At 72.2% G+C, this 23,564-nt stretch carries 19 protein-coding genes, 1 tRNA gene and 2 pseudogenes; 8 read left to right on the plus strand and 14 right to left on the minus strand.

The window, feature by feature from the left end:
• Window positions 1-142: 142 nt before the first annotated feature.
• Window positions 143-451 (plus strand): annotated as a pseudogene (fdxA, locus tag ABTZ54_RS30980) (ferredoxin); the annotation flags it as partial.
• 82 nt (window positions 452-533) lie between these two features.
• Here fdxA and ABTZ54_RS30985 read toward each other — a convergent pair.
• Together ABTZ54_RS30985 and ABTZ54_RS30990 are read right to left on the minus strand one after the other, a co-directional pair.
• The gene (locus ABTZ54_RS30985) at window positions 534-1,031 is read right to left on the minus strand and encodes an Ohr family peroxiredoxin (RefSeq protein WP_351669545.1); all 498 of its coding nucleotides are present in this window, start codon (window positions 1,029-1,031) and stop codon (window positions 534-536) included.
• 125 nt (window positions 1,032-1,156) lie between these two features.
• Window positions 1,157-2,053 (minus strand): RNA polymerase sigma-70 factor, encoded by an 897-nt coding sequence (locus ABTZ54_RS30990; RefSeq protein WP_351669547.1) that lies wholly within the window; start codon window positions 2,051-2,053, stop codon window positions 1,157-1,159.
• A gap of 214 nt (window positions 2,054-2,267) precedes the next feature.
• Here ABTZ54_RS30990 and ABTZ54_RS30995 point away from each other — a divergent pair, with 214 nt between their 5' ends.
• A complete protein-coding gene (locus tag ABTZ54_RS30995; RefSeq protein ID WP_351669549.1) occupies window positions 2,268-2,879 on the plus strand; it encodes a DUF5134 domain-containing protein in 612 nt (203 codons plus the stop codon).
• Window positions 2,880-2,884: 5 nt separating this feature from the next.
• Here ABTZ54_RS30995 and ABTZ54_RS31000 read toward each other — a convergent pair whose 3' ends face one another.
• The 5 genes from ABTZ54_RS31000 to ABTZ54_RS31020 all read right to left on the minus strand — a co-directional run bounded on the left by ABTZ54_RS31000 (window position 2,885) and on the right by ABTZ54_RS31020 (window position 8,224).
• On the minus strand, window positions 2,885-4,294 hold the full coding sequence (locus tag ABTZ54_RS31000; protein WP_351669551.1) for an aldehyde dehydrogenase family protein: 1,410 nt from the start codon (window positions 4,292-4,294) through the stop codon (window positions 2,885-2,887).
• Window positions 4,294-5,394, minus strand: a complete 1,101-nt coding sequence (locus tag ABTZ54_RS31005; protein ID WP_351669553.1) for a phenazine antibiotic biosynthesis protein — start codon at window positions 5,392-5,394, stop codon at window positions 4,294-4,296. Before ABTZ54_RS31005 ends, ABTZ54_RS31000 begins: the two co-directional genes overlap by 1 nt.
• A 50-nt stretch (window positions 5,395-5,444) precedes the next feature.
• The gene (locus ABTZ54_RS31010; RefSeq protein ID WP_351669555.1) at window positions 5,445-6,677 is read right to left on the minus strand and encodes an NAD(P)/FAD-dependent oxidoreductase; all 1,233 of its coding nucleotides are present in this window, start codon (window positions 6,675-6,677) and stop codon (window positions 5,445-5,447) included.
• A gap of 134 nt (window positions 6,678-6,811) precedes the next feature.
• Complete coding sequence (locus tag ABTZ54_RS31015) at window positions 6,812-7,570, minus strand: class I SAM-dependent methyltransferase (RefSeq protein WP_351669557.1); 759 nt, start codon at window positions 7,568-7,570, stop codon at window positions 6,812-6,814.
• Between the two features lie 135 nt (window positions 7,571-7,705).
• On the minus strand, window positions 7,706-8,224 hold the full coding sequence (locus ABTZ54_RS31020) for a HEAT repeat domain-containing protein (protein WP_351669559.1): 519 nt from the start codon (window positions 8,222-8,224) through the stop codon (window positions 7,706-7,708).
• Between the two features lie 252 nt (window positions 8,225-8,476).
• Between ABTZ54_RS31020 and ABTZ54_RS31025 the strand changes: the two genes are divergently transcribed.
• Window positions 8,477-8,550: transfer RNA gene (locus ABTZ54_RS31025), tRNA-Ala, on the plus strand.
• 12 nt (window positions 8,551-8,562) lie between these two features.
• On the opposite strand, the pseudogene ABTZ54_RS31030 reads toward ABTZ54_RS31025, so the two are convergent.
• Window positions 8,563-10,144, minus strand: a pseudogene (locus ABTZ54_RS31030) (ISL3 family transposase).
• Between the two features lie 268 nt (window positions 10,145-10,412).
• Here ABTZ54_RS31030 and ABTZ54_RS31040 point away from each other — a divergent pair.
• From ABTZ54_RS31040 to ABTZ54_RS31055, 4 genes are all read left to right on the plus strand, one after another.
• Window positions 10,413-11,366, plus strand: coding sequence for a 2-hydroxyacid dehydrogenase (locus tag ABTZ54_RS31040; RefSeq protein ID WP_351669561.1), 954 nt, complete (start codon window positions 10,413-10,415; stop codon window positions 11,364-11,366).
• A gap of 213 nt (window positions 11,367-11,579) precedes the next feature.
• Window positions 11,580-13,199: a cytochrome bc1 complex cytochrome b subunit gene (qcrB, locus tag ABTZ54_RS31045; protein ID WP_351669563.1), complete on the plus strand. Its 1,620-nt coding sequence runs from the start codon at window positions 11,580-11,582 to the stop codon at window positions 13,197-13,199.
• A 130-nt stretch (window positions 13,200-13,329) separates the two neighbouring features.
• Entirely contained in the window at window positions 13,330-14,202 is an 873-nt protein-coding gene (locus ABTZ54_RS31050) for an alpha/beta fold hydrolase (RefSeq protein ID WP_351669565.1), read from the plus strand.
• Window positions 14,203-14,368: 166 nt separating this feature from the next.
• Window positions 14,369-14,887, plus strand: coding sequence for a GNAT family N-acetyltransferase (locus tag ABTZ54_RS31055; protein ID WP_351669567.1), 519 nt, complete (start codon window positions 14,369-14,371; stop codon window positions 14,885-14,887).
• A gap of 83 nt (window positions 14,888-14,970) precedes the next feature.
• Here ABTZ54_RS31055 and ABTZ54_RS31060 read toward each other — a convergent pair whose 3' ends face one another.
• The 3 genes from ABTZ54_RS31060 to ABTZ54_RS31070 all read right to left on the minus strand — a co-directional run bounded on the left by ABTZ54_RS31060 (window position 14,971) and on the right by ABTZ54_RS31070 (window position 19,835).
• On the minus strand, window positions 14,971-16,179 hold the full coding sequence (locus tag ABTZ54_RS31060) for a 2-oxo acid dehydrogenase subunit E2 (RefSeq protein WP_351669569.1): 1,209 nt from the start codon (window positions 16,177-16,179) through the stop codon (window positions 14,971-14,973).
• Window positions 16,180-16,304: 125 nt separating this feature from the next.
• On the minus strand, window positions 16,305-18,992 hold the full coding sequence (gene aceE / locus ABTZ54_RS31065) for a pyruvate dehydrogenase (acetyl-transferring), homodimeric type (RefSeq protein WP_351669571.1): 2,688 nt from the start codon (window positions 18,990-18,992) through the stop codon (window positions 16,305-16,307).
• Between the two features lie 102 nt (window positions 18,993-19,094).
• Window positions 19,095-19,835, minus strand: a complete 741-nt coding sequence (locus ABTZ54_RS31070; RefSeq protein ID WP_351669573.1) for an SDR family oxidoreductase — start codon at window positions 19,833-19,835, stop codon at window positions 19,095-19,097.
• Between the two features lie 269 nt (window positions 19,836-20,104).
• On the opposite strand from ABTZ54_RS31070, the gene ABTZ54_RS31075 reads away from it, so the two are divergent.
• Window positions 20,105-20,566, plus strand: coding sequence for a cupin domain-containing protein (locus tag ABTZ54_RS31075; protein WP_351669575.1), 462 nt, complete (start codon window positions 20,105-20,107; stop codon window positions 20,564-20,566).
• Between the two features lie 87 nt (window positions 20,567-20,653).
• Here ABTZ54_RS31075 and ABTZ54_RS31080 read toward each other — a convergent pair whose 3' ends face one another.
• From ABTZ54_RS31080 to ABTZ54_RS31090, 3 genes are all read right to left on the minus strand, one after another.
• Window positions 20,654-21,160 carry a cupin domain-containing protein gene (locus ABTZ54_RS31080; protein ID WP_351669577.1) on the minus strand — a complete coding sequence of 169 codons (507 nt, stop codon included), beginning with the start codon at window positions 21,158-21,160 and terminating at the stop codon, window positions 20,654-20,656.
• Between the two features lie 64 nt (window positions 21,161-21,224).
• Window positions 21,225-22,775, minus strand: a complete 1,551-nt coding sequence (locus tag ABTZ54_RS31085) for an MFS transporter (RefSeq protein ID WP_351669579.1) — start codon at window positions 22,773-22,775, stop codon at window positions 21,225-21,227.
• Window positions 22,776-22,919: 144 nt separating this feature from the next.
• A complete protein-coding gene (locus tag ABTZ54_RS31090) occupies window positions 22,920-23,390 on the minus strand; it encodes a carboxymuconolactone decarboxylase family protein (RefSeq protein ID WP_351669581.1) in 471 nt (156 codons plus the stop codon).
• Window positions 23,391-23,564 lie beyond the last annotated feature (174 nt).

The following is a 23,564-nucleotide window of genomic DNA, read 5'->3' on the forward strand; positions in this document are numbered from 1 at the left end:
GTCACGGACAAGTGACAGGGCCGGGCGACGGTTTGTGACACGGATACCGGTGCGCTGAACACAGCCCGCGTGCAGGTGTCACAGCTTCGCCGCGTCATCGGTCACATAGGTGAGCTCGAAGCCCTGAGAGGAGCAAAAGGGGATGACGTATGTCATCGCGCAGCCCTGTGTCGACATCAAGGACCGGGCGTGCCTGACCGAATGCCCGGTGGACTGCATCTACGAGGGCGAGCGCACGCTCTACATCAACCCCGACGAATGCGTCGACTGCCACGCCTGCGAGCCCGTATGCCCGGTGGAGGCGATCTTCCCCGAGGACGAGCTGCCGCAGCACTGGGCACACTACCGGTCGGTCAACCAGGAGTTCTTCCAGGGGAGTCCGCCGCAACAGAGCGCCCCGCGCCCCGCGCCGGGAGACCATCCCGTGGTCGCGGCCCTGCCGCCGCAGCACGCGCGCAAGAAGGACATCTCCGTCTTCGCCGTCCGCAAGGAGGAAGCGGCCGACGCGGACCCGTGGTTCCCGCTCTGAGCGGTCAGGGAGCGAGGGTGATGGTCGTCGGGGTGCCCCTCCAGGCCATGCGCGCGTACGGACACAGCGCGTCGGCCCGCTCCATCAGGCGCGAGGCCGTCTCGCGCGGCACACCGGGCCACTCCACCACCAGGTCGACGTGGAGCAGATAGCCGCCGTCCCCGGGATCGCGCCCGAACGCGACGGTCGCCCGGACCGACACGGCGGCGGGGTCGAGCGCCTCCTGGCGCGCCAGCAGGCTCAGCGCGCCGTGGAAGCAGGCCGCGAACCCGGCCGCGAACAGCTGCTCGGGGTTGGTCCCCCGCCCGCTGCCGCCGAGCTCGGCGGGCATCCGCAGATCCAGGTCCAGGGCGCCGTCGGACGAACGCGCCCGGCCCGAGGCACGCCCGTGCGAGGCCGCCCCGCCGACGACGGTCACCGTCGTCGTGTAGAGGGGCGAGAACGCGTCTCCGGTGTAGTCCTTCTCGGTGGACAGGGCGGGCAGCTGGAGCGGATCGGTCACGGCAGGACTCCGGTCGTCGTGGTGAGTCGTCCGCCGTGCGGTATACGGGCCGGACTACTCCATGACCGGGCAACGGCCCCTCCTGTGACGCCGCCCCAGGGGGGGAGGAGGGGGCCGAAGGCCGGTCAGCCCGCCAAAGAGGCCACGTACGGCGCCAGTTTGGCCGGGTTCATCACCCACATGACCCGGTCGACGCCCTCCTCGCGGATGCTCAGGGACAGCAGGGCGACCGGTTGCCCGCCCGAGGAGATCAGCACCGCCGGCAGGCCGTTCGCCTCGACCCACCGCACGTCCGTCCCCGGCCAGAACAGCGGGGCGAACGCCGCGAGGTAACGCGACACATGGGTCCGTCCCACCACCGGGATCCTGGACGCGCCGCGGGTACCGCCGCCGTCCGAGTAGCTGACGACGTCGGCGGCCAGAATGCCCTCCAGGACCGCCAGATCGCCCGTCCGCGCGGCGGACAGGAACGTCTCCAGCAGACGACGGTGGGCGGTCCGCGTGACGCGCGCCGTCCGCTCGGCGGCCAGGTGCTTGCGCCCCCGGCTCACCAGCTGACGCGCGTTGGCCTCGGTCGTCTCCAGGATCTCCGCGATCCGCCCGTAGGGGTAGTCGAACGCCTCCCGCAGCACATAGGCGGTGCGTTCCACCGGGTTCAGCTTCTCCAGAAGCATCAGCACCGCCAGCTCCAGGGCCTCGGCACGCTCCGCTCCCAGCTGCGGATCCTCCGTGGTGTCGACGGGATCGGGAAGCCACGGCCCCACATACGACTCCCGGCGCACCCGTGCCGACTGCGCCAGGTTGATCGCCAGCCGCGTGACGACCGTCGTCAGGAACGCCGCGGGCTCCTTCACCCTGACACGGTCGGTGTTCTGCCACCGCACCCATGTCTCCTGCACGACGTCCTCGGCCTCCACCATGCTGCCCAGAACGCGGTACGCGATGCCGAAGAGCTGCGGGCGTACCGCCAGGAAGTCCTCCATCGCCTGATCAAGGGGGTCGGGCCGGTTGCCGGCGTGCATGAAGAGTCCCTTCTGGCGTCGTGCGCACCATCGTACAAGCGGCGCTGCGGGCCAGTTCTTCCCGGCGGCACACCGTGTCACGAATCAAGGGCGCACACGGTCATGCCTGCGTACGGCAGAAGACGTACGGCGGAGTACATACGCCAGAAGACGTATGGCAGAAGACGTATGGCAGAAGACCAGGAAGGTGCACACAGTGTGGGAGACGGTGTCCATGCGTACCCCCCTCGACGTGGAACACGGCTTGCTCACAGTGCTCTTCTGTCTCGTCGCGGCGCACGCCCTGTGGCAGGGCCTGCGTCCCGGCGGCGCCGGGCGGAGCGAGCGGGCGGACCACTTTCTGCACGCCGCCATGGGCGGCGCCATGGCGGTGATGCCCTGGGGCCCGGGCCGTACGCTGTCCGGCAGGACGGCAGTGCTCCTGTTCACGGCCGCCGCCGTGTGGTTCCTCCTGCCCCGCCCGGCCCGCCGCACGGCGCACGCGACGGCGGCGCTCACCGCACGACTGCCGGCTGCGGCGGGCATGGCGGCGATGGCCTGGATGCTGCGCCCCTCCCACGGCCACCAGCACGCCGCCACCGGACACTTCGGTCACGTCACGGCACACCCCGTCCAGGACACCGTGGTCACCACGGTCCTGACCTCGTACCTCCTGGGGTACGCGATCTGGTCGCTGACCCGGACCATGACCCCGCCCCTGCCCGCCGCCACCACCGCCACGGCCGCCGCCCGCGCACACGCCGCGGCGACGACGGATCCGTACGGGCCGACACGCCACGGAGCGATGGCGCTGGGCACCGCCCTGATGCTGCTCATGCCCCACTGAGCCCCTCACAGGGTGCCGACGAACGCCTTGCCGCGCATCAGGAAGTCCGACAGATAGCTGTCATGGGGTACGCCGGGAGCCATCCAGCAGGTCGGGTGGTCGCCGACGTACACATTGGCGACGGTGGGCTCCGCCAGCAGCGTGTCGAGCAGGGCCCGGTCGCGGGTGAGGGCCGTCAGGACGAGGGTGTCCCGCAGCGCGGCGGTGCCGTCCGCACGGCTCCAGGGCGCCACCCACACGCAGGGGAAGGGCAGTTCGGCCCGCAGCTGCTCGGCGTCGGCCCGATCGGCCTGGTGCACCGCCGGGCGCAGCACGGCACTCCCGTCGCCGAGGTCCTCCACGATGCCGTCACCGCCCAGCCAGGATCGGGTCCCGGCCGCCACCAACCGCAGAAAGGAGTCCAGGGCCCGGGCCCGCTCCAGACCGCACACCGGGAGCACCGCCCGCTCGTCCTGCGGCGGCAGACCGGGCAGTCGGGACAGACGGGCCGCCAGGGCCTCGGCGAGCGGTGCCGGATCGCCCTCGACGAGCACGGCGGTGGCGTTGACGCAGGCGGTGCCGCCCTCGCCGACGACCGACGCGACGATCGTGTCGAGGTGCCGGCGCCAGTCGGTGTCCGCGGTGACGAGGATCTTGCTGCGGCCGGGCCCCTGCGGCAGCACACGGGGGTCACCGGCGTACCGGGCGACCACGTCGTCACCGCCGTACACCACCGCGCGGTCCGCGCCGCGGACCAGCACGTCGGCGGCCCGGTGGTCGCTGGGCAGCAGCACCAGCTGGTCCTGCCGGACACCCGCGCGGTGCAGCGCGGCGACCAGCCGGTGCGGGGTGAACGGCTCACGCCGCGAGGGGCGCACCGCCACGCGGTAGCCCAGCGCCAGGGCCTCCAGCCACAGCCGGTGGACACCGGGGTGGTTGCCGGAGGCGTTGACCGCGAACACATCACCGCGCCGCGCCCACACGGCGTACCCGCCGCCCATACGCCCGGGGACGGGCCCGGGGCCGGGTCCGTCCCCGGGGAGCGTCCCGCGCGGCCGGCCCTCCTCCGCCGACGACCGCGCCAGGGCCACGAACCGCGCGGTGTCCCGGGTCGCGGCACGCACCACCGGCAGCGGAATCCCGCAGGTGCGGCTGACGAGGTCCTCGTACATACGCACGTCCAGGCCGCCGACGGTCCCGGTGGCGAACTCCTCCGCGGCCGCCGCGAGGAGCGCGTCGATACGGGACGCCGGCACCGGCTCGGCCGCGCGCAGCGCGGACAGTGCCCGCGCCACATAGACCGGCGGCACCAGGCTCAGCCGCGCCACCTCGGCACCGGTCACGTCCCGCACCGCGCCCGGGACCCGCGTACGGTAGGGGCCGCGGGGGCCCAGGGCGTCCAGGTGGACCGGCGCGGGAGTCTCGGCGGCCGCCATCAGTACACGCCCTCGATCACCCGGGCGCCCTCGACGGTGGGCACCGGTGCCACGTCGGCCACGGCGTCCCCCGCCTGCCCGCCGGACGGGCGCACGCGCAGCGCCGTGTCGCGTTCCGCGTTGTTGGGGATGAGCATGGACTTGCTGACATGACTGACGATCACCTGGCCGCGCTCCCCGAACGCGACGGGTTGCCGGGTGCCGGGGGCGACGACCGACAGGAACACGTACGGTGACACCGGGTCGAACACACAGGGCTCGTCGGGGCCGGGCCCGACCCGTTCCAACAACGCGGTGAGCATCATGGTGTTGCCGTACATGCCGATGAGGGGCGTGTCGGGGAAGACGTCCGTGGCCAGCAGGTGGCGGGTGTCGGGGTCCATGTGCGTGCCGCCCCAGACGATGGCCCGCACCGTGCCGTTGATCCGCTCCAGGAGGTCGTCCTCGCGGGCGAAGCGCTCCAGCAGCGGGGTGGTGGCGGCCAGGACGCCGATGTCCTGGGTCGCCAGGATCCGCCGGCACTGCTCGACCAGGTGGTCGGTGTAGGCCTCGGCCTCCTCGGCCCGGCCCGCGGCGATCAGCCTCCTCACCCACCGCGGGTCCATGTCGACGCTCAGCGCCGGGCCGCCCAGGGACCGTGCCGCCCGCTGCAGGACGTCCCCCACCAGGTGCGGGCCGGTCGGCGCCACGGTCAGCCACGAGGTTCCCGTGGGCAGGCCGTGGGCGCGCAGCCGCCGGTCGACGTGCGCGGTGCTGTGCGCCACCCAGTCGTCGAGCTGGACCACGCGCTTGGGCGCCCCGGTCGTCCCGCCGCTGTCGAAGACGTTGACGAGCCGCACGCCGCCGCCGTAGCCACGCGGGACCAGGTCCGTCACCGGGACCTCGCGCAACTCGTCGGCGAGATCGGGGAAGAAGGCCAGGTCGGCCACACCCCTGACATCGTGCCGCGGGTCGAAACCGAGCCGGCCGGCCCGCTCCAGCCAGTAGCGCGAACCGGTCTCCGCGTCGAAGTGCCAGTGCATGGCCGCGCGGACGAACTCGTCCGGGTCGACACCGTCGAACGGTCCGGCGTCCAGGACGGCGGCGGGCTCGGGGGACATGGCTGATCCTCTCGGGACGGGGTGAACGGGCACAGGAATCCGGCGATGCCTCACGCGAGCAGGCTCCGCAGAGGGACCTCGGGGTCGCACAGCAAGGGGTCGTCGACCTGGGCCCCCGACTCCACCAGGGCCCGGACCTGCCCGATGACATCCCCCACGTTGACGCTCATGCCCGCCACCACGCGCCGCCCGGACATCCAGAACGCGACGAAGCGCCGCTCCTCGCGCGCACCGCGGAAGACGACCCGGTCGTAGCCGCCCGGCTCCACGTACCCGGTGTACTCCATGCCCAGGTCGTACTGGTCGGTGTAGAAGTACGGCAGCCGGTCGTACACCGCCTCCTCGCCGAGCATGCTCAGCGCGGCGGTACGCGGCTGGTGCAGGGCGTTGGCCCAGTGCTCCACCCGCAGATGGCGGCCGAGCCGCGGGTGGTGGGCGTTGGCGACGTCACCGGCGGCGTAGATGTGCTCGGCGGAGGTCCGCAGGTGCGCGTCCGTGACGATGCCGTCGCGCACCTCCAGGCCCGCTTCCTCGGCAAGGCGCACGTTGGGCGTGATGCCCACCCCGACCACCACGGCGTCCGCGGGCAGACGCGTCCCGTCGGTGAGCACCACACCGTCCGCGCGTCCGCCGCTCCCGGTGATCCGCTCGATCCCGGCGCGGGTACGCAGGTCGACACCGTGTTCACGGTGCAGCCCGGCGAACACCTCGGCGGCCTCGCGTCCCAGGACCTTCAGCAGCGGCAGTTCGCCGTGCTCGACCACGCTCACGTGCGCCCCGGCCGTCCGGGCGGCCGCCGCCGTCTCCAGGCCGATCCAGCCGCCGCCGACCACCACGATCCGCGCGCCCTCGGTGAAGACGGCCCGGAGACGGTCGCTGTCACCCAGACGCCGCAGATACAGCACGTTGTCCAGCTCCGCGCCCGGGACGGCCAGCCGCCGGGGCGTGGAACCGGTCGCCAGGAGCAGCCTGTCGTACGGCACGCGACCGCCGTCGTCCAGCGACACCGTGCCGCCGTCCCGGTCGATGGACGTCACGCTCCGGCCGAGCAGCAGGTCGACCTCGTTGGCCTCGTACCAATCGTCGGGGTGGACGCGGACCGACGCGCGGTCCTCCCTGCCCAGCAGATAGCCCTTGGACAGCGGCGGCCGGACGTAGGGCCGCTCCCGCTCGTCACCGATGACGACGAGGGGCCCGTCGTGACCGTGCGCGCGCAGTTCCTCCGCTGCCTTGCCGGCGGCCAGGCCGCCCCCGACGATCACGAACCTCTTCACACGCGACATGTCGAATCCAGTCCCAGAAGGTACGGCGCGCACAGCGAGCCGGATGGAGGGGTCGCCCACAAGACCGTGCGGCAGGCCCGGTTGTGACAGCGCCGATGCCCTGGGGGGGCATGCCGTACGGGTGCCCCCCCAGGTCATCGGCGCAGCGTCACGGCCAGCAGTTCCGCGTCCTGGTGACAGGCCAGCGGGGCGAATCCGTACTGCGCCAGTTCGCCGAGCAGCCGCTCGCGCGTGGCGGGCCACATCCAGAACGTCTCGCTGTGCTCCCGCAGCACGCCCTCGGCGCCCCTGACCCAGTAGTCGGCGCGGGCGCGGATGCGGTAGCCGGCGGCCGACAACGTCATGCGCCCGCCGTAGACGTGCTCGCCGACCCGCTGGTCGGCCAACACGCGCACGACGGTACGGGCCGGGGGCCGGGCCGGCGGCAACTGCACGAACAGCGCACCGCCGGGCGTGAGAGCCCTGCCGATGGCGGGCCACAACCTCTCGCGGACGGCGGGCGGCAGACAGCCCACCATGTTGTGACAGACGGCCACGTCCGCGACCGCGCGCAGGCCCGCCTCGTCCAGGGGACGCGGGTGCACGGTGACCCGGTCCCGCTGCTCGCAGGGCAGGGCGGCGAGCCGGGTCAGCAGGGACGTGCGCATGGCCCGGGCCGGCTCGACGGCGTGCACGCCGACCCGCGAGTCGCCCAGCGCCAGCATCGTCACCCGCCCGGTACCGGCCCCGATGTCCAGCACGCCGCTTTGGGCCCGGGCGATCTCACGGCCGTACAGGCGGCGGACCCGCGCCTCGTCCGTGTCGGCCTGGAGGATGTCGTAGAACTCCGCGGTGACCGCGTAGGACTCGGATTCCCGTCGGGTGCCCGAAGGTCGGCTGATGACAGTGTGCATGCCCGACATGACAATGAATGGGCAGGGAGTGTGACAGCCGGGGTACAGGAAGCTCGGGCGAGATCGACCTGGGGCGGAACACCTGGCCGAGGAAACGCGGCCGGGCGTTCCGTGTGAGCGGCTACGACTCCGCGGTCAGAGTTCGCCGCGTCGCGCGAGCTGGTTCAGCACGTTCTCGCGGATGATCTCGTTCCTGTCGTCGCGCAGCCCTTCGAGGACATCCCGGGCCTCCGGGCCGGGAATGGCGCCGAGAGCCCAGATCGCCTTCACCGCGAGTGCCCGGTTCTCGTCCCAGTCCAGGTGCTCGGGGACCCAGTGGGTTGCCAGGGCCATTGTCGGCACCGTCCTGGGCGAGCGGAGCCTGCCCAGCATGCGCACGATGTCCTCGTGGTCCCTGTGCCATTCGGCGGGGAACAACTCGGTCAACGGCTCCAGGAACTCCTCGACGGAGGCGTCGGCCGCGGCATGCACGATCAGCGCCATCTCGACGTCGTCGGCGTCCTGGCGCTCCATGGCGTCCCGGAGCACCCTCAGCGCCAGGGCCTCACCATCGGCCTCGCCGAAATGGGCGAGCACCTCGTCGAGCGCGCGCGTCGGGCCGTCCCCCAGTCCGACCGCCAGACCCATGATCAGCTCCTGCTCCTCGGGGGTCACTGCCTGCCCACCTCCCACGCGTTGAACGCCCCACCCTGGGTGGACCCTAGCAAGATCATTCTCGGCGGGCGCCTCCCGAACTCGTGAGCATCGACTTGGCCGCCTTCGGGACGCCTCCCGCGCTCATCGACAAACGACTTCCGTTCTCCGGTTGTGGCTCAAGTTGTGTGATGTCGTCGCGCTGAGTGATCAGTCCTCTTGGATAAATTCAGAGCGCTGGGTGCGGGTTGCTCGTATGATCGCTGGCGGGATGGGGCTCGTAGCGCAGCGGTTGTCGCGCCTTCACCGCATGTGGGAGGACGCCGGTTCGAATCCGGCCAGCCCCATCCCACTCGGATTCATGCCAGCAGGACGCGCTTCCGTAGGAGTTGAAAGCCTGCGCGTCCGAACATTTGGCGCTTGAGCATTTTGATGCGGTTGACGTGGCCTTCGACGACGCCCGAGTTCCAGGGCAGGGTGAGACCGGCGACAACGGCGTCGCGGTCGCGCTCGATTCCTGCGGCGAGGGTGTGGAGGCTGGGGAGGTCGTCTTGCCTCACGGCGGTGAGCCAGTCTGGCAGGAGCTGGCCCTGGCGCTCGGTGAGCATGGTCGCGAAGGACCGGACGTGCCTGGTGAGTGCGTCGATTTCGGGGCAGTTGGCCCGGACGTGCTTCAAGCGGAGCTGTTCGGTCTCGGAGAGGGTTTCCGGGCGACGGAGAACCACCCGGCGACGATCCGGGGCGAAGGCGGACGGGCCGTCACCGGCCGTGGTGAGGTGGGTTTCTGGCGGAGGTAGGCCCGGACCCGCTGGTAACTGCCCGTGTAGCCGAGTGGGACGATCTCTTCCCACAGTTTCCAGGCGTTCGTGCCGCCCTCGCTCCAGCGGTCGTCGAGGTAGGGCTTGTACTCGTCGAGAACCGAGCGCCTTGTCTGCCACTGACCGGTGAAAAGGTCTTCTGGCCTGGCAGCGTCCGCGTACCGTTTGACGGTTCGGCTTGTCATGCCGAGCTGCCGCTGGATCGCGCGGCGACTGTGCCCCGCCTCCACCAGGGCGTGGACCGTGGCGTGAACGGTCCGGGTTCGGTCGGCAAACCGGTGGCCGGTCGGCCAAGGCGAGTCGGAAGATTCCGGCTCCGGCGTCTCAGGAGCCTCGGGCACCAGGACGCCCAGGCATCGGCGGTGCTGGGCGATACTCCGCTCGGCGGCCTCACTGAGGTTGTGCCAGAGGTGCCACCGGTCTGCGACCTGGACGGCCTGCGGGGCGCCGACCGCGGCGCCTTCGGCAAAGAACGGCGCGCGGTCTCGGCAGACCACCTCGATTCCGGGCCTCTGGGCCAGCCACGCAGCCAGGGTCGACGACTCCCGGTCGGGTAGCAGGTCGACGGGGCGACCGGTCTCGACGTCCACGAGGACGGTGCCGTAGTGGCGGCCCTTGCGGGTGGCGTACTCGTCGACGCCGACCACCCGCGGGGCGGGCGCCTCCGGTTCTGGGAGCGCGGCGACCAGTCGCAGGACCGTGCTTCGGCTGACCGCCCCTCCCACGATGGCGCCAGGCGGGCACCGGCCCGGCCGGCCAGAGCGAGACCGATCGCCGCCAAGGTCGAGCGGAGGCGCTCGGTCCGCTGACCGTTCCTCCGGGTCAGGCCGGGTATCTGCTCGACGAACGTGCGACGTTCGCACTCGACGTTCCGACAGGCGAACCGGCGGACCCGCAGTCGAAGAACGACCCTTCGTCCCGCGCTCGGGACGTCAGAGGGGAAGCGCAGGTAGGAGCCGTGCACCTTGGCTGACCACGCGCCACAACCCGGACACGCAGCGCCCACCGTGGTGCATCGCGCATCAACACGCACTATCGCGATGTTCACGTCTACCGAAAGCACCGCGACGTCCGCGATCGAGGGGAGCAACAGCTCTTCCAGTCGGAACAAGATCTCATTCACAGCCACGAACTGTCGGCCCAGTCACTCGTGCCACTGCTCGTTTTGAGGCAACTTCCCAGGCAGTCCGAGAGGGTTCAGCCGTGACTCACAGTGCACGGATCGCACAACCTGAGCCAGAACCGCGTTCTCGTGGACAAAGCCACTGTACCCACCACCGCCCGCTGTCACAGAACCACACGGTACGCAGTCAATGGTCCGGCTCCGCCCGTGGTCTTCCCCGCCCCGGACCGGTGGCCCCGAGACCGTCGTGAGAGCGGAGTACGTCGTCATGACCGCGCGTTCCCCCCAGGTATGGCTGCCGGAGAAGTTCGGCCGTCTCGCCGATCTGCCCCCGGGCCTGGACTATGCCCGCTGGGACGGCCGTTCGGCCTTCCCCACGGACCCCGCGGAGGTGGAGTTCTACGTGCCTCCGCTGACCAAGGACATCGATGTCATCGCCGGGCCGCTGGCCCGCATGACACGCCTGCGGGCGGTGCAGGCGCTCAGCGCCGGCACCGATGAACTGCGGGCACGACTGGACCGGCTGCCCCGCGAGGTGACCCTGTGCAACGCGCGGGGAGTCCCGGCCGCCGGCACGGCGGAGCTGGCTCTGACCCTGATCCTCGCCTCCCTGCGCGGCATACCGGAATCGCTCCGCGCCCAGGAGCGCGAGGACTGGGACCCGCAGACCCACTCCACCCTGTACGGGCGGTCCGTGCTCATCGTCGGCCACGGCGCCGTCGGCTCCGCCCTGGAGGACCTCCTGGCCCCCTTCGGGTGCGCCGTCACCCGCGTCGGGCGCCAGGAGCGGGACACGCCCCAAGGGCCGGTGCGCGCAGTGTCGCTGCTGCCCGGGCTCGTCGCGGACGCGGACGTGATCGTGCTGTCCACCCCGCTGACCGCGGCGACCCGCGGGCTCTTCGACGCCGCACTGCTGTCCCGCGTGAAGGACGGCGCCCTGCTCGTCAACGTCTCCCGGGGCGCGGTCGTCGACACCGACGCCCTGCTGAAGGAGGTGCACGGCGGCCGGCTGCGGGCCGCCCTGGACGTGACCGACCCCGAGCCGCTCCCGCCGGGGCATCCGCTGTGGACCGCGCCCGGCGTGCTGATCACCCCGCACGTCGGCGCCTTCACCCCCGATCTGTGGCCGCGCCTCGAAGCGCTGATCCGACGGCAGCTGGCCCACTTCGCAGCGGGGGAGGGGCTGGAGAACGTCGTCACCTCCCGGCACCACCCCGCGTGACGGTGTCACACCTTCGGCGTCTCACCGGTCTTGCCTGGGACAGCAGTTCATGAATACGCCCGAAGAGTGCAGACGGCGCAGACAGTGCATATCGCGCAGTCAGCGCAGCAGGGCGTCGTCCTGGACGAACCGGCTCCGCCGTGTCCGCTGTGCACCGGTCCGGCACGGACCGGGCACGGCGGCCCGGGTGGGACGCAAGCGAATGGTGACGAGATGGGCAACGACAGCCGGCCGGCCGAACCGGAGCGGGGGAGTGGCGGGGAACGGCTCGTCACCTGGGCGGCGAGCCGGACCGGCCTGCGCGGCCCGGCCGGCTCCGTGCGCCGCATGGTCTTCCCCGACCACTGGTCGTTCCTGCTCGGCGAGATCGCGCTCTACAGCCTCCTCGTCCTCCTGGTCACCGGCGTCTACCTCAGCCTGTACTTCCACCCCTCCGCCGACCTCCTCGTCTACGACGGCCGGTACGCGCCGCTGCGGGGGCAACTGGTCTCCCGGGCCTTCGACTCGACCCTGCACCTCTCCTTCGACGTACGCGGCGGTCTCCTCATCCGCCAGGCACACCACTGGGCGGCGCTGGTCTTCGTCGCCGCGCTGTTCACCCACCTGATGCGGGCCTTCTTCACCGGCGCGTTCCGCAAACCGCGCGAGCTGAACTGGGTACTGGGCTTCGTCCTGCTGGTCCTGGCCATGTTCGCGGGCCTGACCGGTTACGACCTGCCCGACGACCTGCTGTCCGGAACCGGCCTGCGGGTCGTCCACGGCACCCTGCTGTCGATCCCGGTCGTGGGGACCTACCTCTCGTTCCTCCTGTTCGGCGGCGAGTTCCCCGGCGACGACCTGATCGCCCGCTTCAACACCCTGCACACCCTGGTCATCCCCGCGCTGATCGTCGCCGTCCTGGCCGCCCGGGCGGCACTGGCCGTACGCCACCGGCCCACCCAGTACCCCGGGCCGGGCCGTACCGAGAACAACGTCGTCGGGCTTCCGTTCACGGTCCGTGCCGTTAAGTCCGGCGGCTACCTCTGCCTGGTCTCCGGCGTGATCTTCCTCATGGCCGCCGTGGCCCAGATCAACCCCGTCTGGGACTACGGCCCCTTCCGCCCCGACCAGGTCGCCGCCGGATCCCAGCCGGACTGGTACATGGGCGTCGCCGACGGCCTGCTGCGTGTCATGCCCGGCTGGGAGACCGACCTGTGGGGCCACACCCTGGCCCTGGACAACTTCCTGCCCCTGCTGGCCGGCCTGCTGCTCTTCCTCGCGATGGGCGCCTACCCGTTCCTGGAGGCCTGGGTCACCGACGACGACCGCGACCACCACCTGCTGGACCGCCCCCGCAACCGTCCCGTACGGACCGCCCTGGGGGTGGCCTGGCTCAGCGTCTACGCGGTGGCGCTCGCCGGCGCCGCCAACGACGTGATCGCCACCCGCCTGCACGTCTCCGTCAACTCCGTGACCTGGACCGTACGCGTCGGCCTGTTCCTCGTCCCGGTCCTGGCCTTCGTCCTCACCAAGCGCCTCGCGCTCGCCCTGCAGCGCCGCGACCGCGACCAGGTGCTGCACGGGCGCGAGACCGGCGTCATCAAGCGCCTGCCGCACGGCGAGTACGTCGAGGTCCACGAGCCCCTCGACCCGGCGCGGCTGCACACCCTCACCACCCACCAGCAGTACCGGCCCCTCCAGGCCCCGCCCGGCCGGGACCCCGACGGCTCCGCGCCCACCCGCGTCCGGCGCCTGCGCCTCGCGCTCAGCCGCGCCTTCTACGGCCCCGGCACCCAGATCCCCAAGCCCTCGCCGAGCGAGCACAGGGAACTCACCGCCCGCCACCGCCCCTGAGCCGCGGCGGCCGCCCACCAGCACCCGCCTGACGGCCCGTCCGCCGACACCGTCCGCGAAGACCACCACCCACCCGCGTCCACACACGGCGCGGGCACCGATCACCGACACAGTCCGAAGGGACACCGCCATGGAACCCACCACCCGCCTCGCCCGGACCATCCGCAGCAGCCGGCCCCGTACCGCACTCACCGCTCTCGCCGCCGCGAGCATCTTCGCCGGCCTGCTCGCCACCACCACCGGATCGGCCGCCGCCGACAAGGGCACCGGCACCGGCGCCGCCACCGAGGCGCCCAAGCCCACCGTCGTCCTCGTCCACGGCGCGTTCGCCGACTCCACCAGCTGGAACGACGTCATCCGCAGACTGCGCGACGACCACTACCCGGTGGTCACCGTCGCCAACCCGCTGCGCTCCCTGAACGGCGACTCCGCCTACCTCAGGGACGTCCTGGCCGGCATCGACGGACCCATCGTCCTGGCCGGACACTCCTACGGCGGCTCGGTGATCAGCAACGCCGCCACGGGCAATCCGAACGTCAAGGCGCTGGTCTACCTCGCCGCCTTCCTCCCGGAGAAGGGCGAGAGCGCGGCCGACCTGGCGGCCAAGTTCCCCGGCAGCACCCTCGGCGACGCGCTGCGCCCGGTGCCGACCACCAACGCCGACGGCCTGCCCGTCAACGATCTCTACATCCGCAACGACACCTTCCGCCACCAGTTCGCGGCGGACGTGCCCCGGGCCACGACGGACCTGATGGCCCTCACCCAGCGGCCGATCACCGACGCCGCCCTGGCCCAGGCCGCCGCCGAGCCGGCCTGGAAGACCATCCCCTCCTGGGTCCTGGTCGCCACCCAGGACCTCAACATCCCGCCCGCCGCACAGGAGTTCATGGCCCAGCGCGCCCACGCCCACACCACGAAGGTGCGCTCCTCGCACGCGGTGAGCGTCTCGAAGCCCGGGAAGGTCACCGAGATCATCGAGGACGCCGCACACACGGTTCGCTGACCCCCACTGGAAAGGAGCCGTGCGGACGGGCGCCACAGCGCCCCGTCCGCACGGCTCCTCCCGTGTGCCACAGCCGGCCGGCGCGGCCGTCCCGCGCCCCGACCCACCGACCGACGGCCCGGCGGGCCACCTCCCGCACCGGTCCCGGATCCGCAAGGACGAACCCATGCGCCGCGAACCGCGGATCACCCAGACAGGCCCGGCCGACCTCGCCCGCACCGTGGCGCTGCACCGCCGCTGCTCGCCGCAGACCCTGTGGAGCCGCTACCACCGGGCGATGCCCGACCCCGCCACCTACCTGCCCGGGCTGCTGGCCCGCCCCGGCTCCATCCACCTGGCCGTGCAGGACCTCACCGGACGCCACATCGCCGTGGCCCACCTGATACCGGATCACACCGCGGTGGAGGCGGCACTGCTGGTCGAGGACGCCTGGCAGGGCCGCGGACTGGGAACCCGCCTGCTGCGGCGCCTGGCCCGGCACGCGCTCCACGGCGGCTGGGAGACCCTCTACGGTCTGTTCCTGTCCGGCGACGAACGGATCGACGCGATCCTGCGCCACGCGGACGTTCCCGTGCACCGCACGCGGGAGGGCGACTCCGTCACCGCGTGGGCCCGCACCCGCGACCTCGCCCACCGGGGCCCAGGCCCGGCGTCGACCGGGTCCTCGACGCCGGCCACGTCGTGAGGGCGGCAGCCCGCAGACACGGAGCGGCCCGCGGCCTCCTCCCCAGGGAAGACGCCGCGGGCCGCTCTACGGGGCTCCTCGTCCTACGCCGCGGTGTCGGCGTACAGGTCGTCCTCGAACGCCGCCGCCTCCAGGATCGCCTTGACGGAGGTCAGATAGCGGGCCGCGTCCGCCCCGTCCACCAGCCGGTGGTCGTACGACAGGGACAGGTACACCAGGTCCCGGATGCCGATCACCTCGTCGTCACCGTCCCGTACGACAGCCGGCCGCCTGACCGTCGCTCCCACGCCCAGGATCGCGGCCTCCCTCGGCGGCACGATGACGGTGTCGAACAGGGCCCCGCGCGAACCGGTGTTGGAGATCGTGAAGGTAGCTCCCGTCACGTCGTCGGGAGTGAGGTGCCCGCCGCGGGCCCGCTCGGCCAGGTCGTGGACGGCCCGGGCGAGCCCGGCGACCGTCAGGTCACCGGCCGCCTTGACGACCGGGGTCATCAGACCGCCCTCCGTGTCGACCGCGATGCCGATGTTCTCGGTGTCGAAGTACGTGATGGTCCCCGCGGCCTCGTCGATCCGGGCGTTGACGACCGGGTGCGCCCGCAACGCCTGGGCGGCGGCCTTCACGAAGAACGGCAGCGGCGACAGCTTGAGCCCCTCGCGAGCGAGGAAGCCGTCCTTGGCCCGGCCGCGCAGCCGCATCAGCCGCGTGACGTCGGCCTCCACGGTGGTGGTCAGCTGCGCCTGCTCCTGCAGCGCCTTCCTCAGGTTGCTCCCGATGGCACGGCGTATGCGGGTCATCGGCACCGTACGGCCGCGCAGCGAGGAACCGGCGGGGCCGGCTGCCGGGGCGATCACGGGCGGGACGGCACCAAGCGAGGCCGCAGGCACGTTCGCGGGCGCAGGCGTGGCGACTGGCGCGAGGGCCGGGGCGGGAGCAGGGGAGGGCGCGGGAGCAGGTGTGGGGGCCGTGATCGGCGCCGGGGAGGCCACCGCAGCCACCGCCGCCGCCGGCACCCCCGGCACCGCCGGCGCCGGCGCCGGGTTCGCCGGGGCCTCGTCCGGCGTACCGATGACGCCGAGCGCGGCGCCGACCTCGACCGTCTCGTCCTCCGCGGCGGTGATCTCCAGCAGGACACCGCCCACCGGGGCGGGGATCTCGGTGTCGACCTTGTCGGTGGAGACCTCCAGCAGGGGTTCGTCGGCCTCGACGCGCTCGCCGATCTGCTTCAGCCACCGGGTCACTGTGCCTTCGGTGACGGACTCGCCGAGGGCGGGCAGGGTCACGGATACCGTCATGATGGTGTCAACTCCTCAACACCGGCGGGCGCGATTGCGAGGCCCGCCGGATCTGTCGTTCGTCTCGTTCACTGGTCTGTGTCATTCGGGGCCGGTCACATCCGGCCGCTCGCGTCCGGCGTCGATCAGGACCCCAGGCCGTAGCGCGCGCGGGCCTGCCCGACCGTCGCCGGAGCGATCCGCCCGGTCCGGGCCAGCCGGTCAAGCGCGGTCACGACGATCGACTCGGCGTCCACCCGGAAATACCGGCGGACGTCCTCGCGCGTGTCGGACAGCCCGAAACCGTCGGTGCCCAGGGAGTAGTAGTCCTGCTCGATCCACTGGCTGATCTGGTCGGGCACCTGCCGCATCCAGTCGCTCACCGCCAGCACGGGGCCCGGCGCGCCCGCGAGCGCCCGGGTCACGAACGGCGTGCGCTCCTCACCGCGCGCGAGGGCGTCGTCGGCGCGCATCGCGTCCCGGCGCAGCTCCGTCCAGGACGTCACCGACCACACGTCGGCGTGCACACCCCAGTCGGCGGCGAGGATCTCCTGCGCGCGCAGCGCCCAGTGGACGGCCGTACCGGAGGACAGCAGCTGCAACCGCGGCCCGGAACCGGCGGGGTCGGCGGGCCGGAACCGGTAGATGCCCCGGACGATGCCCTCCTCGATGCCCGCAACCGCAGGCATGGCCGGCTGGTGCTTCGGCTCGTTGTAGACGGTCAGGTAGTAGAAGACGTCCTCGGGCCGCTCGCCGTACATCCGGCGCAAGCCGTCGCGGACGATCACCGCGATCTCGTAGGCGAACGCCGGGTCGTAGCTGACCGCCGCCGGATTGGTGGCCGCCAGCAGATGCGAATGGCCGTCCCCGTGCTGCAGTCCCTCGCCGGTCATGGTGGTGCGTCCGGCGGTGCCGCCGACCACGAAGCCACGGCCCATCTGGTCACCCAGCGCCCAGAACTGGTCGCCGGTGCGCTGGAATCCGAACATCGCGTAGAAGATGTAGAACGGGATCATCGGCTCGCCGTGCGTGGCGTACGAGGTCGCCGCGGCGGTGAACTCGGCCACCGAACCGGCCTCGGTGATGCCCTCGATCAGGAGCTGCCCGGTGGTGCTCTCCCGGTAGCGCAGGAGCTGGTCGGCGTCGACGGGATCGTAGTTCTGGCCCTGCGGGGAGTAGATGCCGGCCGTGGGGAACAGCGACTCCATGCCGAACGTGCGGGCCTCGTCGGGGACGATCGGCACCCAGCGCGCACCGCTGTGCTCGTCCCGCATCAGGTCCTTGACCAGCCGCACCAGCGCCATCGTGGTGGCGATCTCCTGATGGCCGGAGCCCTTCTCCAGCGCCTCGAAGGGCGTGGCGGACGGCTGGGGCAGCGGCTTCGCCGTCACCCGGCGCAGCGGCAGCGGGCCGCCCAGCGCGGCCCGCCGCTCGCGCAGGTAGCGCACCTCGGGCGAGTCCGTCCCCGGATGCCAGAACGGGACCTGCTCACCGGCGAGCGCACTGTCGGGGATGGGTAGGTCCAACGTGTCGCGCAGCACACGGAATTGAGCCATCGTCAGCTTCTTCATCTGGTGGTTGGCGTTGCGCGACTCGAACGCCGGACCCAGCGTGTGACCCTTGACCGTCTGGGCCAGAACCACCGTCGGCGCGCCCCGGTGTTCCACCGCGGCCCGGTAGGCGGCGTACACCTTCAACGGCTCATGCCCGCCACGGGAGTTCTCGAACAGCTCCACCACCTGCGCGTCGCTCAGGGACGCGGACAGGGCGGACAGGCCGGGGCCGGTGAAGAAGTTCCCGCGGATGTACGCGGCGTCCCGCGCGGCCAGTGTCTGTAGCTGCGCGTCGGGCACCTGGCCCAGGCGCCGCACCAGCTCGCCCGTGGTGTCCCGGGCCAGCAGGGGGTCCCACGCCTGGCCCCACAGCGTCTTGACCACGTTCCAGCCCGCACCGCGGAACCGTGCCTCCAGCTCCTGGACGATCTTCGAGTTGGAGCGGACCGGCCCGTCCAGGCGCTGCAGGTTGCAGTTGACGACGAACGTGAGGTTGTCCAGGCCCTCGCGGGAGGCGAGCGTCAGCGCGGCCAGCGACTCCGGCTCGTCCGTCTCCCCGTCACCCAGGAACGCCCACACCCGGGAGCCGGAGGTGTCCTTGATGCCGCGCGCGTGCAGGTAGCGGTTGAAGCGGGCCTGGTAGACGGCGCTGAGCGGGCCGAGCCCCATCGAGACCGTCGGGAACTCCCACAGCCACGGCAGCCGCCGCGGATGCGGGTAGGACGGCAGTCCGTGCCCGCCCGCCTCCCGGCGGAAGCCCTCCAACTGCCCCTCACTGAGCCGCCCTTCGAGGAACACCCGGGCGTAGATGCCGGGGGAGGCGTGCCCCTGGAGGAAGAGCTGGTCGCCGGAGCGGTCGCCGTCCTTGCCCCGGAAGAAGTGCTGGAACCCGATCTCGTAGAGCCAGGCCGCCGACGCGTACGTGGAGATGTGGCCGCCCAGCCCCAGCCGTGAGGCCCGGGTGACCATCGCGGCGGCGTTCCAGCGGTTGAGCGCGGTGATCCTGGACTCCATCTCCAGGTCACCGTCGAACGCGGGCTCGGAGGCGGCCGGGACGGTGTTGATGTAGTCCGTGGACAGCAGCGGCGGCAGCGGGGCCCCGGACGCCTCGGCGAACTCGTGCACACGCCGCATCAGGTACGCCGCGCGCTCCGGCCCGGCGGTGCGTACGACGGCGTCGAGCGAGGCCCGCCACTCGGCGGTCTCCTCCCGGTCACGGTCGGGTAGCTGGTCGAGCTCACTGGTCGCGGGCGGCTCAGTGGGCCGGGACGGATCGTTCATGGCTGCCTTCCTGGCACGGCGTGCGGAACAGATGGGGCCGGCCGCCATGAAGAAGGGGCCGGCGGGGGAGTACGGGGCGGCCGCGCGGCGCCGCCCGCCGGCTCAGCGGCTCTTGAGCCACTCGGCGAAGGTCCTGCGGCCCAGGTGGGCGCCGGGCCCGGGCAGCAGGACGCGCTGCCCCAGCACCGCGCCGAAGAACGCGGCGCGGGTGTCGGGGACCACCGGCCCGCCGCGGCCCAGGACGGCCAGCACCTCACCGGCGGCCTCATCGAGCCGGAGCACCTCGGGGCCCGCGACCTCCAGCACCCCGAAACGGGGCAGCCCCACCGCGGCATGGGCGAGCGCCACGGCGACGTCGTCCGCCGCGACCGGACGTACCAGCAGCGGCGGCACATGCACACCGTCGGACCGCGCCCCCTGCGTCGCGACCGCCTCGATGAACTCGTGGAACGGGGCGGAACGCACCAGGGTGTAGGGCACGGTGGAGCGCCGTGCGAGGTTCTCCTGCGCCGCCTTGGCCCGGAAGTAGCCCGCGCCGACGCGGTCGGCGCCCACCACGGACAGCGCCACGTAGTGCTCCGCGCCGGCCGCGGCCGCGGCCTTGAGCAGATGCCCCGTCGAGGCGGTGAAGAACTGCGTACTGACCGTCTGGTCCCGCGAGGGGGCGTCGGTGACGTCCACGACCACATCGGCGCCGCGCACGGCCCGCTCCAGGCCGTGCCCGGTGCGCACGTCGACCGCGTCCGCGCGGGAGACCGGCACGACCTCCACCCCGTGGTCGCGGAGCCTGGCGACGGTGCGGGAACCGATCAGACCGGTGGCACCGATGACGACGACTCTCATCCGGATCTCCTTCGTCGGGGGCCGACGGCCCAGCCGGGTGTACGAGGGCGACGGCGCCGCGGGCGGGTGCCCGCCGCCGTCACCCCACCTAGACAGCCCGAACCCGGTTCTTGTGACACCGTGTCGGACGCCGTCCGCACCACCGGGTGTCACAGATCCCCGCCCCGCCCGGTCAGGACAACCGAACGGCCACCACGGCCGCGACGAACACGTGACGGCGCGGACGACGAACCGCGCGGACACGGTGCAACCACGGAAGGTGCGACCCAGTGTCGGAGAACTCACAGCACACCCACCACGGCGATCACGGACACGGCACCGGCGGCGAGGACGGCCCCAGCTGGACCCGGGCGGCGAACCTGCTCCAGGACGCCTCGCCGATCACCGTCCCCGAAGGCGCGGCGGCGATGACCATCCACGTCCAGTGGGAGCCCGGCGACCCCGGCACCCCGCCGCACCGCCACTCCGGCCCGGCGTTCGGCTACGTCGTCAAGGGCGCCGTCCGCTTCGAGCTGGAAGGGCAGCCGGAGCGCGTCATCGAGGCCGGCGGCACCTTCTGGGAGCCCGGCGGCGACGCCATCCACTACCAGGACGGCAACGCACTGGACGACGAGCGCACCGAGTTCGTCGTCACGATGATGTGCGCCCCCGGCAAGCCCATGCTGGAACTGGTCGACGAGGCGGAACTGAAGGAGCGCGCGCACCTGCGCGCACCGCGGCCGACCGCCTGACGCACGGCGCGGGGCCCCGCGTCCGTGACACTCCGGCGATGACCGGTGTCACGGACGCGGGGCCCCGTCGCCTTCAGCGGCGTCCCCCTACTCCTGTTCCTCCTCCACGAAGTACGAGTCGTGCCGGTCGAAGAACGCGGCCCGCTCCTCCTCCGAGGCGTGCGCCAGCTTCGACACCTGCTCGAAGTACTCCTCGCGCGGAGCGCCCGGCGTGAACAGCAGCAGCATGTCGGCCGGGGCGTCGGAGTCGTTGCGGAAGGCGTGCAGCCCGCCCTGCGGCACGTGCAGGAAGTCCCCCTTGCGGGCGTCGACCCACTGCGCCCCGTCGAAGAGGCGCACGGTGCCGTCCAGGATGTAGAACGATTCGGAGATCCGCTTGTGGAAGTGCGTCTTGGGGCCGCCGGCCCGGGGCCGCATCTCCACCCGGTAAAGCCCGAACTCGCCCCGGGTGGTGGCGGTCGTCGCCAGGTAGTGGGTGGCGTCCTCGCCCGTACCGCTCTGCCCGAGGTCCGGCGGCATGGTGGCCGGCCGGAAGACGGCGCTGACCTTGCCGTCCTCGCCCCAGTACTTCTGTTCCGGATATGGATACGACATGAAGGGTTCCTTTCCTCTGCTTTTCTGTGACTTCTGCTATGTCTCGGAACGGCCCCGGCCGGGGTCAGCCGGAGCTCCGGCGATGGGTGAAGCGGGACACCAGCGGCGGCTCCCCCAGCCAGCCGTGGGACCCACGGTGTGGCCGGTGCCCGCCCGCACCGTGCCGCCGCAGCAGGGCGAACGCCAGCGCCGCGCCGACGGCCAGCAGCCCCGCGCACAGCGGCATGGCCCGGCGGAACGACGCGTCGAAGGCGGCACTCGACCGGTAGGCGTCCGGCCCCATCCCGCACAGCAGCGGCAGCGCCGCCACGGCCACCAGGCCCGCCGCCCGTGCCGCGGCGTTGTTGACGCCGCTGGCCAGCCCGGCGTCCGCGGCGTCCACCGAGGCCAGCACGGTCACGGTCAGCGGAGCGACCAGCACGACCATGCCGCATCCCAGCACCAGCAGCGCCGGCAGGACATCGGCCGCATAGGACGCGCCCGGCCCGGCCCGCAGCATCATCAGCATGCCCGCACCGCACACCAGCGGCCCGGCGGTGAGCGGGACCCGCGGCCCCAGCCGCTGGGCGAGCACCCCCGACGCGGAGGAGAACAACAGCATCAGCACGGTGGTGGGCAGCATGGCGGCACCGGCGGCCAGCGCCGAGTACCCGACGACGATCTGCAGCTGAAGCGCGGCCAGGAAGAAGAACCCGCCGGTGCCCGCGTACACGCACAGGGTGATCAGGTTGACGGCGGTGAACTGCCGAGAGGAGAACACCGACAGCGCCATCATCGGGTCGGCACCGCGCCGCTCGACCCGCAGGAACGCGGCGCCGCACACGACGGCGCCGACACCGGCGGCGAGGGCCACCGCACCGCCGTCGCGAGCCGCGGTCAGCGCGTAGGTGCCCAGGGCCAGGGCCCCGGCGCCCAGGACGGCACCGGGCACGTCGAAAGCCCGAAGGCCCCGGCGGGCCGAGCCGGTGACGGTCCCCGCGTCCGAGGAGGGCCGGCCCACGGATTCCGGGACATGGCGCAGCGCGACGGGCACGCACAGCAGCGCCGGGACGATGCTCAGCGCGAACGTCCACCGCCAGCCGGGACCGTCGACCAGCCACCCGCCCAGGAACGGCCCGAGAGCCGCCGCGATCCCGCCGAACCCCGACCACAGCCCGATCGCGCGCGGCCGGTCGTCCGGGTGGAAGGACGCCTCGATGATCGCGAGCGAGCCCGGGGTGAGGAGCGCGCCGCCGATGCCCTGCAACGCTCGGGCCGCGATCAGCGTGCCCGCGTCCGGGGCGAGAGCGCACAGCAGCGAGGCCACCGCGAACCACCCGACGCCCACGACGAAGACCCGCCGCCGCCCGAGCCGGTCGCCCAGGGACCCGCCCACCAGGATCAGGCCCGCAAGCGCCAGCATGTAGGCGTTCACCGTCCACTGCAGCACGGCGAGACCGGCGCCGAAGTCCCGGCCGATGCGCGGCAGCGCGACGTTGGTGACGGTGGAGCCGAGCAGGACCACACTTGATCCCAGCACCGTGGCCAGCAGCGTCCACCGGCCGCGGGCACTCGCGATCCGCAGCAGGGCGGCGGGTACGGGGGCGGTGTCGTCCGGGGCGGGGGAGTGCGGCATGTCGTGTCCTGGCGTCGTCGTCCGGCGGGTAAGGGGTGGACGGGTAAGGGGTGGACACAGCCCGGCCGGGGATCCGTCGCCCGGCCGGTGGCCGGGGAGGCAGGGCGACGGACCCGCGCGTCCGGCCGGGCCGGAGCGGTCGGCTCAGCCGAACATGCCGGGCTTGTAGCCGCCGGCCGGCTGACGGTTGATGACGTTGATCCGGTTGTAGGCGTTGATGACCGCGATCAGCGAGATCAGCGCCGCGAGCTGGTCCTCGTCGTAGTGCTTCGTGGCGTTGTCCCACGCCGCGTCCGACACCCCGTCCGAGCCGTCGGCGATACGCGTGCCCTGCTCGGTGAGCTCCAGGGCCGCACGCTCGGCCTCGGTGAACACCGTCGCCTCGCGCCACACGGCCACCAGGTTCAGCCGCTGCTGGTCCTCGCCCGCGGCGGCGGCGTCCTTGGTGTGCATGTCGGTGCAGAAGCCGCAGCCGTTGATCTGGCTGGCGCGGATCTTCACCAGTTCCTGAGTGGCGATGGGCAGGGCCGAGTGGACCGCCGCACCGGCCGAGTTCAGATGCTTCATGACCTTGCCGGCGAGCGCGTTGCCGAAGTAGTTGATGCGAGCTTCCACAGGAGTCTCCTCAGGTATCGAACAGTTACGGACCACTGACCGGACACCCGCCGGTTCTGTGACACCCCCGGCCACGGAACTCCCCGGAACACCGTGTGGACATTCCCGCTCCACACACTGTGCAAGGCCACGCCAGGCGGCCGGTACCATCGCGGCACACTGTCAACGATCGCA

The sequence above is a fragment of the Streptomyces sp. NPDC094032 genome (assembly GCF_040303965.1).
Lineage (GTDB): Bacteria > Actinomycetota > Actinomycetes > Streptomycetales > Streptomycetaceae > Streptomyces.